General features: G+C 74.6%; 10 protein-coding genes. 6 read left to right on the forward strand and 4 right to left on the reverse strand.

The genetic code is table 11. From position 1 onward, the window contains the following. Positions 1 to 4 precede the first annotated feature (4 nt). The 5 genes from BLS67_RS04760 to alc are packed head-to-tail and all read left to right on the forward strand — an operon-like array spanning position 5 to position 6,680. A complete protein-coding gene (locus BLS67_RS04760) occupies positions 5 to 889 on the forward strand; it encodes an NAD(P)-dependent oxidoreductase (RefSeq protein ID WP_091240533.1) in 885 nt (294 codons plus the stop codon). A 40-nt stretch (positions 890 to 929) separates the two neighbouring features. Then, entirely contained in the window at positions 930 to 2,732 is a 1,803-nt protein-coding gene (gcl, locus tag BLS67_RS04765; RefSeq protein WP_091240536.1) for a glyoxylate carboligase, read from the forward strand. Between the two features lie 2 nt (positions 2,733 to 2,734). Then, positions 2,735 to 4,207, forward strand: coding sequence for a glycerate kinase family protein (locus tag BLS67_RS04770; RefSeq protein WP_091240540.1), 1,473 nt, complete (start codon positions 2,735 to 2,737; stop codon positions 4,205 to 4,207). Further along, positions 4,204 to 5,532, forward strand: a complete 1,329-nt coding sequence (gene allB, locus BLS67_RS04775) for an allantoinase AllB (protein ID WP_091240543.1) — start codon at positions 4,204 to 4,206, stop codon at positions 5,530 to 5,532. Before BLS67_RS04770 ends, allB begins: the two co-directional genes overlap by 4 nt. Beyond that, positions 5,529 to 6,680 (forward strand): allantoicase, encoded by a 1,152-nt coding sequence (gene alc / locus BLS67_RS04780; RefSeq protein WP_091240546.1) that lies wholly within the window; start codon positions 5,529 to 5,531, stop codon positions 6,678 to 6,680. The genes allB and alc overlap by 4 nt, the downstream gene beginning before the upstream one ends. Before the next feature lie 5 nt (positions 6,681 to 6,685). Here the strand turns inward: alc and BLS67_RS04785 are convergent, their stop codons facing one another. Both BLS67_RS04785 and BLS67_RS04790 read right to left on the reverse strand, forming a co-directional pair. Further along, positions 6,686 to 7,600, reverse strand: coding sequence for a hypothetical protein (locus tag BLS67_RS04785; protein ID WP_091240550.1), 915 nt, complete (start codon positions 7,598 to 7,600; stop codon positions 6,686 to 6,688). After that, positions 7,597 to 7,917, reverse strand: a complete 321-nt coding sequence (locus BLS67_RS04790) for a PadR family transcriptional regulator (protein WP_207500270.1) — start codon at positions 7,915 to 7,917, stop codon at positions 7,597 to 7,599. The genes BLS67_RS04785 and BLS67_RS04790 overlap by 4 nt, the downstream gene beginning before the upstream one ends. A gap of 89 nt (positions 7,918 to 8,006) precedes the next feature. Here BLS67_RS04790 and BLS67_RS04795 point away from each other — a divergent pair, with 89 nt between their 5' ends. Further along, on the forward strand, positions 8,007 to 10,340 hold the full coding sequence (locus BLS67_RS04795) for a penicillin-binding protein (RefSeq protein WP_091240554.1): 2,334 nt from the start codon (positions 8,007 to 8,009) through the stop codon (positions 10,338 to 10,340). Positions 10,341 to 10,456: 116 nt separating this feature from the next. Here the strand turns inward: BLS67_RS04795 and BLS67_RS04800 are convergent, their stop codons facing one another. Together BLS67_RS04800 and BLS67_RS04805 are read right to left on the reverse strand one after the other, a co-directional pair. Continuing rightward, a complete protein-coding gene (locus BLS67_RS04800) occupies positions 10,457 to 11,509 on the reverse strand; it encodes a 2,3-butanediol dehydrogenase (protein ID WP_091240557.1) in 1,053 nt (350 codons plus the stop codon). An 11-nt stretch (positions 11,510 to 11,520) separates the two neighbouring features. Beyond that, the coding region (locus BLS67_RS04805) for a flavin-containing monooxygenase (protein WP_091240560.1) at positions 11,521 to 12,734 on the reverse strand (1,214 nt) is incomplete at its 5' end.

Below are 12,734 nucleotides of genomic sequence, written 5' to 3' on the forward strand. Positions count from 1 at the left end.
CTCCATGACCACCATCGCGTTCATCGGGCTCGGCATCATGGGCAGCCCGATGTCGGTGCACCTGGCCACGGCCGGGCACGACGTCGTCGGGTTCAACCTGACCCCCGACCGGTACGGCCCGCTGCTGGCCGCCGGCGGCCAAGTCGCCGGCTCGATCGGCGAGGCCGTCGCGGAGGCCGAGGTGGTCTGCGTGATGGTGCCGGACTCCCCCGACGTGCAGGCCGTCCTGCTCGGCGACGGCGGGGTGTTCGACGCAGCCAAGCCCGGCACGCTGGTCGTCGACTTCTCCAGCATCCGGCCCGACGTCGCCGCGGCCCTGCACGCCGACGCCACCGAGCGCGGGTTCCGGCTGGTCGACGCCCCGGTCTCCGGCGGCGAGGCCGGTGCGGTCGCCGCGACCCTGTCGATCATGGTCGGCGGCACGACGGAGGACGTCGCCGCCGCGCAGCCGCTGCTGGACGTCGTGGGCGGCACCGTCGTGCACGTGGGCCCGCCCGGCTCGGGCCAGACCGTGAAGGCCGCGAACCAGCTGATCGTGGCCGCGCACCTTCAGGTGCTGGCCGAGGCCGTGGTCTTCCTGGAGGCCTACGGCGTCGACCTCGAGGCCGCGCTCACCGTGCTCGGCGGCGGGCTGGCCGGCTCGGCGGTGCTGCAGCAGAAGCGCACCAAGGTGCTGACCGGCGACTTCGCCCCCGGCTTCCGGATCGACCTGCACCACAAGGACCTCGGCATCGTCACCGCCGCTGCCCGCGAGGCCGGCGTCGTCGTCCCGCTCGGCGGCCAGCTCGCCCAGCTCATGGCCGCCGCCCGGGCCAACGGGGACGGGGGCCTGGACCACTCCGCGCTGCTCCGCGGCGTCCAGCGGCTGTCCGGCCGCCCCGTCAGCTGACCCACCCCAGCCTCATCCGTCGCCACAGAGGAGACCTGCCATGCCGAAGATGACCGCCGCCCGCGCCGCCGTCGAGATCCTGCTCAAGGAGGGCACGAGCCACGTGTTCGGCCTGCCCGGCGCCGCGATCAACCCCTTCTACGCCGCCATGCGCGCCTCGGGGGAGCTCACCCACGTGCTCGCCCGGCACGTCGAGGGCGCCTCGCACATGGCCGAGGGCTACACCCGGGCCGTCGCCGGCAACATCGGCGTCTGCGTCGGCACCTCCGGCCCAGCCGGCACCGACATGGTCACCGGCCTGTACTCGGCGATCGCCGACTCCATCCCGATCCTGTGCATCACCGGCCAGGCCCCGGTCGCCCGGCTGCACAAGGAGGACTTCCAGGCGGTCGACATCACCTCCGTCGTGGGTCCGGTGACGAAATGGGCGACCACGGTGCTGGAGGCCGCCCAGGTGCCCGGCGCGTTCCAGAAGGCCTTCCAGGTCATGCGCTCGGGCCGGCCGGGGCCGGTGCTGGTCGACCTGCCGATCGACGTCCAGCTGACCGAGATCGAGTTCGACCCCGACCTCTACGAGCCGCTGCCGGTGGTGGCCCCGGCCGCCACCCGCGCCCAGGCGGAGCGGGCGCTGGCGATGCTGTGCGCCGCCGAGCGCCCGCTGCTGGTGGCCGGCGGCGGCATCATCAACGCCGACGCCGCCGACCTGCTGGTCGAGTTCGCCGAGCTGACCGGGGTGCCCGTCGTCCCGACGCTGATGGGCTGGGGCACGATCCCCGACGACCACCCGCTCATGGCCGGCATGGTCGGCCTGCAGACCAGCCACCGGTACGGCAACGCCACGATGCTCGAGTCGGACTTCGTGCTCGGCATCGGCAACCGGTGGGCCAACCGGCACACCGGCGGGCTGGACACCTACACCCGCGGCCGCACCTTCGTGCACGTCGACATCGAGCCCACCCAGATCGGCCGGGTGTTCGCCCCCGACTACGGCATCGTCTCCGACGCCGGGGCCGCGCTGCGCATGTTCGTCGAGGTGGCCCGCGACCTGGCCGCGGCCGGGCAGCTGCCCGACCGCGGGGAGTGGGCCGAGTCCTGCCGGCACCGCCGCCGCACCATGCAGCGGCGCACCGACTTCGACGCCGTCCCGGTCAAGCCGCAGCGGGTCTACCAGGAGATGAACCGGACCTTCGGGCCGGACACCACCTACGTGTCGACCATCGGGCTCTCGCAGATCCAGGGCGCGCAGCTGCTGCACGTCTACGGCCCGCGGCAGTGGATCAACGCCGGCCAGGCCGGCCCGCTGGGCTGGACCGTGCCGGCCACCCTCGGGGTCGCCACCGCCCGGCCGGACGCCACCGTGGTCGCGCTCAGCGGCGACTACGACTTCCAGTTCATGGTCGAGGAGCTGGCCGTGGGCGCGCAGTTCCAGATCCCCTACGTGCACGTGCTGGTCAACAACGCCTACCTCGGGTTGATCCGGCAGGCCCAGCGCGGGTTCGACATGGACTTCTGCGTGCAGCTCTCGTTCGAGAACATCAACAGCCCCGAGGTCGGCGGCTACGGCGTCGACCACGTCAAGGTCGTCGAGGGCCTGGGCTGCAAGGCGCTGCGGGTCACCGAACCCGACGAGATCGGCCCTGCGCTGGAGCAGGCGCAGAAGCTGGCCGTCGAGTTCCGGGTGCCGGTCGTGGTCGAGGTCGTGCTGGAGCGGGTCACCAACGTCTCCATGGGCACCGAGATCGACAACGTGGTCGAGTTCGAGGAGCTGGCCTCGCGCGGGGATCACGCCCCCACCGCGGTGCTCTCCCTGGACGACCTCGCCGAGCTCCAGCCCCTGGACTGACGGTGAAGGTCGTCCTGGCGCCGGACAAGTTCAAGGGCACGTTGACCGCGGCGGAGGTCGCGGCGGCGGTGGTGGCCGGGCTGCCGGCCAGCACCGACGTGGTGCAGCTGCCGGTCGCCGACGGCGGCGAGGGGACGGCGGCCGCCGCACTGGCCGCCGGGGCGGTGGCCCGCACCGTGCGGGTCACCGGCCCGACCGGCGAACCGGTGGACGCCGTGCTGGCCCTGCTCGGCGACACCGCGGTGGTGGAGCTGGCCGGCGCCTCCGGGCTGGCCGTGCTGCCCGGCGGCGTGCCCGCCGCGCAGACGGCGACCTCGGCCGGCACCGGCGAGCTCGTCCGGGCCGCCCTGGACGCCGGGTGCACCCGCATCGTGCTCGGCGTCGGCGGCAGCGCCTGCACCGACGGCGGCGCGGGCCTGCTCACCGCCCTCGGCGCCCGGCTGACCGACGCGGCCGGCGCCGACCTCCCCCCGGGCGGTGCGGCGCTGGTCCGGCTGCACGCGGTCGACCTCGCCGGCCTGGACCCCCGGCTGGCCGGCACCGAGGTGGTGCTGGCCACCGACGTGGACAACCCGCTGCTCGGCCCCACCGGCGCGGCCGCGGTCTACGGGCCGCAGAAGGGCGCCGACCCGGACGACGTCGTCGCGCTGGAGGCCGGGCTGGCGCGGTGGGCGGCGGTGCTGGGCGGTGACCCGGACGTCCCCGGTGCGGGCGCGGCGGGCGGGGTCGGGTTCGGCGCGCTGGCCGTGCTCGGCGCCGTCCGCCGGCCCGGCATCGACGTCGTCCTCGACCTGGTCGGCTTCGACGCCGCGTTGGCCGGGGCCGACCTGGTGGTCACCGGCGAGGGCTCGCTGGACGAGCAGACCCTCCACGGCAAGGCCCCCGCCGGGGTGGCTGCCCGGGCGCGCGCGGCCGGCGTCCCCGTGGTCGCCGTCGCCGGGCGATGCCTGCTCGATGCCGAGCAGCTGCGCGCCGCCGGGTTCCGGGCCGTGTTCGCCCTGGCCGACCTCGACCCCGACCGCTGCACCACCCACCCCGCCGAGCTGCTGGCCCGGCTGGCTCCCCGACTGATCCGAGAGGCAGGACCGATGAGCACCATCCCGCTGTTCGTCAACGGCGAGGGCATGCGCGGCGGCTCGGTGCACCCGAGCATCGCCGGCCACCCCTTCCTGGGCGAGGCCGCCACCGCGCCGCGCTACCGCTTCTACTCCGTCGGCGACCGGTTCCCCGCGCTGTGGCCGGTCGAGGAGGGCGGGGTCGGCGTCCCCGGCGAGCTGTACGACGTGCCGCTCACCGTCATCCGGGACGCGTTCATCCCGGCCGAGCCCCCCGAGCTGGAGCTCAGCGTGATCGAGCTGGCCGACGGCTCGGCGGCGCTGGCCGTCGTGCTGCGGGAGGCCGAGCTGGGCTCGCCGGAGCTGGTCGACATCTCGGCCGCCGGCGGCTGGCGGGAGCACCGCGGGGCGGCGGGGTGAGCGGGTTCGAGGTCGTCGTCCGGGCGGCCCGGGCGATCACGCCCGAGGGGGAGCGGTCCGTGGACGTGGGCATCCGGGACGGCCGGATCGCCGCCGTCGAACCGGGTGGGCTGACCGGTGACCGGCTGGTCGTGCTGGCCGCCGACGAGGTGCTGCTGCCCGGCCTGGTCGACACCCACGTGCACGTCGACGAACCCGGCCGCACCGAGTGGGAGGGCTTCGCCTCGGCCACCCGGGCCGCCGCGGCCGGCGGGGTCACGACCGTGCTGGACATGCCGCTCAACAGCATCCCGCCGACCGTCGACGTGCCGGCGCTCCGGGTCAAGCAGGCGTCGGCGGGGAGCCGGTGCGCCGTCGACGTCGGCTTCTGGGGCGGCGCGGTGCCGGGCAACCTGGCCGACGTCGAGCCGCTGCACGCGGCCGGGGTGTTCGGGTTCAAGTGCTTCCTGCTCGACAGCGGGGTGCCGGAGTTCCCGCCGCTGACGGTCGCGGGGCTGACCGCCCAGCTGCGGACGGCGGCCCGGTTCGGCGGGCTGACCATCGTGCACGCCGAGGACGCCGACACCATCGCCGGTGCGCCCGCGGCGTCCGGTCCGGACCACGCCGGGTTCCTGCGGTCCCGGCCCGACGCGGCCGAGGCGCGTGCGGTCGCCGCGGTGGTGGCCGCCGTGCGGGAGACCGGGGCGCGGGCGCACGTGCTGCACGTGTCCAGCGCCGACGTGCTGCCGCTGCTGCGGGACGCCCGCGCCGAGGGCCTGCCGATCACCGCCGAGACCTGCCCGCACTACCTGTTCTTCGACGCCGCGGAGGTGCCGGCCGGCGACACCGCGGTCAAGTGCTGCCCGCCGGTCCGCGGCGCCGCCAACCGCGAGCAGCTGTGGGCCGCGCTGGCCGAGGGCGTGCTGGACTGCGTGGTCACCGACCACTCGCCGAGCACCCCCGAGCTCAAGGGCACCGGCGACTTCGGGACGGCGTGGGGCGGCATCAGCTCGCTGCAGCTGGGCCTGCCCGCCGTCTGGACCCGGGCCCGCGAGCGGGGCCACGACCTGGCCGACGTCGTGGGCTGGATGGCCACCGCCACCGCCGGGCTGGTCGGCCTGGACACCAAGGGTGCGCTGGCCGTGGGCAAGGACGCCGACCTGTGCGTGCTGGCCCCCGACGCGACCTTCGTCGTCGACCCCGGCGCCCTGCACCACCGGCACCCGGTGACCCCCTACGCCGGGCACGAGCTCACCGGCGTCGTGCGCAGCACCTGGCTGCGCGGCGCACCGATCGACCTGGCCGCCCCGCCCCGGGGCCGGCTGCTGACCCGAGGAGAGGCATGACCGCCACCCTGCCCGCACCCACCGCCACCTTCCTGGCCCTGCCCGACCTGGCTTCGCGCGCCCTTGCCGGCAGCGTGGTGAGCGCCAACGACGAGCTGTTCGCGCAGCGGGAGAACCTGATCAGCCCCGGCCGGGCGGTGTTCTCCACCGAGGACTTCGGCCACAAGGGCAAGGTCTACGACGGCTGGGAGACCCGCCGGCGGCGCGAGCCGGGCCACGACCACGCGGTCGTGCGGCTCGGGGTGCCCGGGGTGGTGCGCGGCGTCGTCGTCGACACCTCGTGGTTCACCGGCAACTACCCGCCGGCCGCCTCGGTCGAGGCGACCAGCCTGCCCGGCCACCCCTCGCCGGCCGAGCTCGCGGACGCCGGGTGGGAGACCCTCGTGCCGCGTTCGGGGATCGCCGGGGACACCGACAACGTGTTCGAGGTGTCCGACGAGCGGCGCTGGACCCACGTGCGGCTGTCGATCTACCCCGACGGCGGGGTGGCCCGGTTCCGGGTGCACGGCGAGCCGGTACCCGACCCCCGGCTGCTCACCGGGACGATCGACCTCGCGGCGCTGGAGCACGGCGGCGCGGTGCTGGACTGCTCGAACACCTTCTACAGCTCGCCGCGCCAGCTGCTCGAGCCCGGCCGCGCCCGGATCATGGGCGAGGGCTGGGAGAACGCCCGGCGCCGGGACGGCGGCAACGACCACGTCGCCGTGCAGCTGTGCGGGCAGGCGACGGTGCGCCGGGTCGAGGTGGACACCTCGTACTTCGTCGGCAACGCCCCCGGCGAGGTGTCGCTGACCGGCTCCGACGGCCCGGACGGCGCCCCCGTGCCGCTGGTGCCGCGGTGCCGCGTGCAGCCCGACACCCGGCACCGGTTCCGCGTCGGCGGTGCTGCAGTCGGCGGCGCGACGCCGGTGGACCGGGTGCGGCTGGACGTCTTCCCCGACGGGGGCCTGGCCCGGCTGCGCGTGGAGGGCGAGCTCACGCCCGCCGCGCTGACCGCGGCCACGCAGCGCTGGCTGGGCCTGCTGCCGACCGCCCACGCCCGGGCGGTGCTGGTCGACGACGCCGGGCTGACCGGCGCCGAGGCCGAGGCCGTGCTGGCCGACCGGTCGTCCCTGCCCGCCGGGGTGGTGGCCCGCCTGCTGGGGTGATGGGTTCAGGCGGGGAGCCGGTGCCGGTCCCGGGTCGCGGTGACCGCACAGGCGCCGGCGACCACGGCCAGCACGGCGGCCGCCCCGGCCTGGGTCGCGACGTACCCGGTCGGGCCGCCGCCGGCGGTGGCCGACAGGGCCAGGGGGACGACGGCCAGGAGCCCGAGGACGGCGACCGCCCGCCGCACCACGACCTCCCCGGCCACCAGCGCGCGGAGGCCGACGGCCGCGAGCACCGCGGCCCAGACCGCCTCGCCCGTGATCCACACCGGCAGCACCAGCGACAGCCACGGGAGCCCACCGGTCAGGACGAGGACGGTGACGGCGCCGGCCCACCAGCGCGCGGGCCGGGCAGCCGGTGCCGGCTCGGACACCAGTGCCGCCACCGGCGGGACGGCGGCCAGGAGCAGGACGACCCACGTCGAGACCGGGACGGGCCCGGCCACGGAGACCCCGAGGACCAGGTGCACGGCCAGCAGCACCCCGGCGACCGGGCGGGCCACCCACGAACCGTGCACGAGGCAGCCGAACAGGGCGACCGACAGGACGGCGGCCGTGACCACCAGCGGGGTCTGCCAGGTCACCACCCACGGCAGGTCCGGGCTGGTCAGCCGGCCGAGCTGGCCGATCGCAGCCGGCGCGGTGGCCCCCAGGGCGCCGAGCAGCGCCACCCACCGGACCGCGGCGCCCGTGACCACGGCCCGCGGGGCGGCACCGGGGGCGCCCAGCCGGAGCCGGAGGGCCAGCCGCCACACGTCCAGCCGGTCGACCAGGGCCGGGGACCCGAAGTCGGCGAACTCGGGGTCGTCGGCGCAGGTGGCGGTGAGGTAGGTGTCGGTCATCTCGTCGGCCCACCGGCTGCGGGCCGGCTCGGGCAGGGCGCGCAGCAGCCGGCGGTAGCGCTGCTCCAGCGGGCTCATGCCGGCCGCACCGCCAGCCGGGCCCGCAGCGCACGGGCGTTGGCCTCCTGCCGGGCCGCCTCGGCGGTCAACGCACCCCGACCGGCCGCGGTGATGCGGTGGTAGCGGCGGGTGCGCCCGGCGTGCAGCTCCTCCCGGTCGGGCTCGACCAGGCCCTCGGCGGTCAACCGGTCCAGCACGCCGTACAGCGTGCCGACCCGGAGCGCGACGCGGCCGGCGGAGAGGACCTGCACCTCCTCGGCGATGCCCCAGCCGTGCCGGGGGGCGTCGGCCAGCGCGGCGAGCACGAACGCCGCGGGCTCGGTCAGCGATGCCATGCCGGGCAAGGTATCGCGGGGGAACGGGTTGTGGAACCCCGCGGTGCTCTGGTGCGATGTGCGTCCCCTGCGACAGGAGAGGCTCGACGATGAGCGCTGCCCGCCGGCTGGCCACCGTGGCCCAGCTGCTCGCGGCCGTCGTGCTGGCCGGGGTGCTGGTCGCCGGGGTGCTGTTCCCGGTGGTCGGCGGGCTCGGGGTCACCGCGCGCAACTCGGCGTCCCTGCTGGACGCCCTCCCGGTGGAGCTCACCGACGAGACCCCGGCCGGCAACACCGTCGTCCTCGCGGCGAACGGCGAGCAGATCACCGGCTTCTACGACGAGAACCGGGCCCCGGTCACGGGCGACCGGATCGCCGAGGTCATGAAGCAGGCCATGGTGGCCATCGAGGACGCCCGCTTCTACTCCCACAACGGGCTGGACGTGCAGGGCACCCTGCGCGCGGCGGTCACCAACCTCTCCGCAGGCGTGGTGGAGGAGGGCGGCTCGACGCTCACCCAGCAGCTGGTCAAGCAGACCCTGCTGCAGACCGCGGACACCCCCGAGGAGGCCGCGGCCGCCACCGAGCAGACGCTGGAGCGCAAGCTGCGGGAGGCCCGGCTGGCCCTCGCCCTGGAGCAGACCTACAGCAAGGACGAGATCCTCACCCGGTACCTGAACATCGTGTACTTCGGGCAGAACGCCTACGGCATCCAGGCCGCCGCACGCATCTACTTCTCCGTCGACGCCGCCGACCTGACGCTGCCCCAGGCCGCGATGCTCGCCGGCCTGGCGCAGAGCCCCACCAGCGACGACCCGACCGTGAACCCCGAGGCCGCCACCACCCGGCGCAACCAGGTGCTCGACCGCATGGCCCAGCAGGGCATGGTCACCCCCGAGGCCGCCGCGGCGGCGCAGGCCGAGCCGATCACCCTGGTCCTCGGGGCACCGCCGCCGCGCGGGTGCGTGCAGGCCACGGTGGGTGCCTACGTCTGCGACTTCGTCCAGCGCCACCTGACGCAGACCCTCGGCATCACCCAGGAGCAGCTGGAGCACGACGGCCTGACCATCCAGACGACGCTGGACCCCGAGCTGCAGCGCGCCGGCGACGCCGCCGTGCTCGACACCCTGCCGATGGGCGACTCGCTGGCCGGCATGTTCACCGCCGTCCAGCCCGGCACCGGGCACCTGCTGGCCATGAGCGTGAACCGGGTGTTCGGCTACGACGTCGCCGACCCGGCGCAGGAGTCCTACAACCTCAACGTGGCCGCCAGCCAGGGCTCGGGCTCGACGTACAAGGTGTTCACCGCCGCCGCCGCGCTGGCCCGGCAGTACTCGCAGTACTACACGCTGACCACGTCGGACCCCTACGTCTCGCGGGTCTACCGCGACCAGGGCCAGCCCTACGACGTGCGCAACGCCGGGCGGTACTCGGCGACCCTCGACCTGTCGACCGCGCTCTACCAGTCCTCCAACACCTACTTCCTCGCGCTCGAGGACGCCCTGGGCAGCGTCGAGGAGCCGGTGCGCATGGCCGAGGCGGCCGGGCTGTTCCAGTTCAGCGACCCGGGCCTGGCGCAGCAGATCATCGACGAGAACCGCGGCTCGTTCACCTTCGGCGCCCAGGAGACCAGCCCGCTGGCGCTGGCCAGCGCCTACTCGACGTTCGCCGCCAGCGGCACCCGGTGCCTGGTCACCCCGGTCACCGGGGTCCTCGACCGCACCGGCCAGCCGCTGCTGGACGCCGAGGGCCAACCGGTGGTGCGGGGCGACCAGTGCACCCCCGAGGCCATCGCGCCCGGCGTGGCCACCACGATCAACCAGATCCTCCGCCGGGACGTCGAGCCGGGGAACCCGGGGCAGACCGGGTCGCGCGCCTACGTCGCCGGGCACCAGATCGCCGGCAAGACGGGGACCTCGCAGAACAACTACTCGGCCGCGTTCGTGGGCTACACGCCGGAGATCACCGCCAGCGTCATGGTGCTCAACCCCAAGCAGAACGAGGACGTCGGCGGTTTCGGCGGCAACAAGCCGGCCACCATCTGGCGCGCGGCCATGGCCCCGATCCTCGAGGCGCGGGGGAGCGGTGAGTTCCCGCCGGCCGACCCGTCGGTGGTCAACGGCAACACCCGGCCGGTGCCCGGGTGCGGGTCGGTCGACGCCTGCCGGTCGGTGCTGGCGGGTGCCGGGTTCGTCCCGCAGACGCAGACCGTCGACGGCAGCGCCCCGGCCGGTGCGCTGCTGGGCACCAGCCCACCGGCGGGCGGCCGCGCGGTCGTCGGCCAGGTGGTCACCATCCGGATCAGCAACGGCTCCGCCTACGTCGCCCCCGCACCCCAGCCGGCACCCGCCCCCGAGCCGGTGCCCGTACCGGTTCCCGGCCCTGCCCTGCCCCCGGGCTTCCCGGGCAACCCGCCGTCCATCCCCGGCCTGCCCACCAACTGACCGCCCCACGCCCCCCTCTGCCCCGCCCCCCCGGCGCGGCAAAGGAACCTCTGCACCCCCTTCTGCCGCCAGAAGGGGGTGCAGAGGTTCCTTTGCCGGTGGGGAGTGGGGGGCGGCTACGGGTGGACGAGGATCTTGACCTGGGTGTCGTTGCGGTGGACCAGGGTCTCGAAGCCCTGCTCCACCAGGTCGCCGAGGTCGATCCGCGCGGTGATGAACGGGGCCAGGTCCACCTTGCCGCTGCGCACCAGCTCGATCGTCGCGGGGTGGTCGCCGGCGTAGGCGATGGTGCCCCGCAGGTCGATCTCCTTGAGCACCAGTTTCTGCAGGTCCACAGCCGGCTTGTGGCCCCAGATCGAGACGTTCACGACCACCGCGGTGGGCTTGACGCCGTCCAGGAGCGTGTCCAGGACGGCGTCCACGCTGGAGCACTCGAAGCCGACGTCGGCACCCCGTCCGTCGGTCAGCTCGCGCACCCGGTCGGCCACCGACCCCTCGGTCGGGTCCAGCACGTGGTCGGCCACACCGGTCTCCAGCGCCTTGGCCTTGCGCGCGGCGCTGACCTCCGTCATCACCACGGTGAGCCCCTCCGCCCGCAGGACGGCGGCCAGCAGCAGCCCGATCGGGCCGGCCCCGCCGATCAGCGCGACGTCGCCGGCGCCGGCCCCGCTGCGCCGGTACGCGTGGTAGCCCACGGCCAGCGGCTCGATCAGCGCGGCCTGGTCCAGCGGGATGTCTCCGACCGGGTGCACCCACCGCCGCGCGACGACGACCTTCTCGCTCAGCCCGCCGCCGCGACCGCCCAGCCCGATGAAGTTCATGTTCGCCGACAGCTGGTAGGACTGCCCGGGCGTCGTGTCGACGTCGTCGGCGATCACGTAGGGCTCCACCACCACGGAGTCGCCCACGGCGAGGTCGGTGACCCCGTCGCCCAGCGCGGTCACGGTGCCGGAGAACTCGTGCCCCATCGTCAGCGGCGCCTGCTCTCCCGACACCGGGTGCGGGGCGCCGGACGGGATGAAGATCGGTCCCTCCAGGTACTCGTGCAGGTCGCTGCCGCAGATGCCGCACCAGGCGACATCGATCGCCACGTGCCCGGGCTGCAGCGGGGGCTCCGGGATGTCCTCGACCCGGATGTCCTCCCGGCCGTGCCAGCGTGCTGCTCTCATCGCGGCGCTCCTCAGCTCGTGTGGTGGACGGCGGCCGGCTCGGACACCGGGGTCGGGATGCCCTCGTACCGGGCCTTGAGCTGCAGCGCGAGGTACAGCGAGTAGTGCCGCGACTGGTGCAGGTTGCCGCCGTGCATCCACAGGTGCGGGACGGCGGTGGGCTTCCACATGTTGCGCTGCTCGCCCTCCCACGGACCGGGGTCCTTGGTGGTGTCCGAGCCCAGGCCCCAGACCTTGCCGAGCCGGTCGGCGGTCTCCTGGTCGATCAGGTCGGCCACCCAGCCGTTCATCGAGTCGTAGCCGGTGGCGTAGACGACCAGGTCGGCCGGCAGCGTCGTCCCGTCCTCGAGGACGACGGCGTCCTCGGTCAGCTCGCGGACCTGCCCGTTCACCAGCTTCACCGACCCGTCCGCGATGAGCTCGGAGGCACCCACATCGATGTAGTAGCCCGAGCCCCGGCGCAGGTACTTCAGGAACAGGCCGCTGTCGTCGTCCCCGAAGTCCAGCTGGAAGCCGACCGCCTCCAGGCGGGCGTAGAAGTCGGCGTCGTCGATCCGGATCTGGTCGTAGAGCGGCTTCTGGAACTCACCCATGATCCGGTAGGGCAGCGAGGCGAAGGTGAGGTCGGCCTGGTGCGTGGTGACCCCGGCGGCCGCGGCGCTCTCGGAGTACAGGCCCTCCATCGTGCCCAGCAACGAGCGGCTGGTGACGATGTGCGTCGAGCTGCGCTGCACCATCGTGACGTCGGCGCCGTTCTCCCACAGCGCGGCGCAGATGTCGTGCGCGGAGTTGTTGCTCCCCACCACGACGACCTTCTTGTCGCGGTAGGCCTCGGGTCCGGGGTGGGCCGAGGAGTGCTGCTGCTCGCCGCGGAAGCGGTCCATGCCGGGGAACTGCGGCAGGCGGGCCTTGCCGCTCATGCCGGTGGCGAAGACCAGCTCGGTGGGGTGCAGGGTGAGCCGTTCCCCGTCCCGGGTGACCTCGACGTCCCAGTGCCCGGCGGCCTCGTCGAAGGAGGCGGACTCGACGGTGGTGGAGCTCCAGTAGTTGAGCTCCATGACCTTGGTGTACATCTCCAGCCAGTCGCCGATCTTGTCCTTGGGCGCGAACACCGGCCAGTTCTCCGGGAACGGCAGGTAGGGCAGGTGGTCGTACCAGACCGGGTCGTGCAGGCACAGGGACTTGTAGCGGCTGCGCCACTGGTCCCCGGGCCGGGCGTGCCGGT

Source organism: Klenkia soli (genome assembly GCF_900103975.1).
Classification (GTDB): domain Bacteria; phylum Actinomycetota; class Actinomycetes; order Mycobacteriales; family Geodermatophilaceae; genus Klenkia; species Klenkia soli.

What these genes read in the sequence shown, in the direction of transcription:
- BLS67_RS04795 (WP_091240554.1), top strand. Translation starts at nt 8,007, where the DNA reads ATGAGCGCTGCCCGCCGGCTGGCCACCGTGGCCCAGCTGCTCGCGGCC.
- BLS67_RS04760 (WP_091240533.1), top strand. Translation starts at nt 5, where the DNA reads ATGACCACCATCGCGTTCATCGGGCTCGGCATCATGGGCAGCCCGATG.
- BLS67_RS04790 (WP_207500270.1), bottom strand. Translation starts at nt 7,917, where the DNA reads ATGGCATCGCTGACCGAGCCCGCGGCGTTCGTGCTCGCCGCGCTGGCC.
- BLS67_RS04800 (WP_091240557.1), bottom strand. Translation starts at nt 11,509, where the DNA reads ATGAGAGCAGCACGCTGGCACGGCCGGGAGGACATCCGGGTCGAGGAC.
- gcl (WP_091240536.1), top strand. Translation starts at nt 930, where the DNA reads ATGCCGAAGATGACCGCCGCCCGCGCCGCCGTCGAGATCCTGCTCAAG.
- alc (WP_091240546.1), top strand. Translation starts at nt 5,529, where the DNA reads ATGACCGCCACCCTGCCCGCACCCACCGCCACCTTCCTGGCCCTGCCC.
- BLS67_RS04785 (WP_091240550.1), bottom strand. Translation starts at nt 7,600, where the DNA reads ATGAGCCCGCTGGAGCAGCGCTACCGCCGGCTGCTGCGCGCCCTGCCC.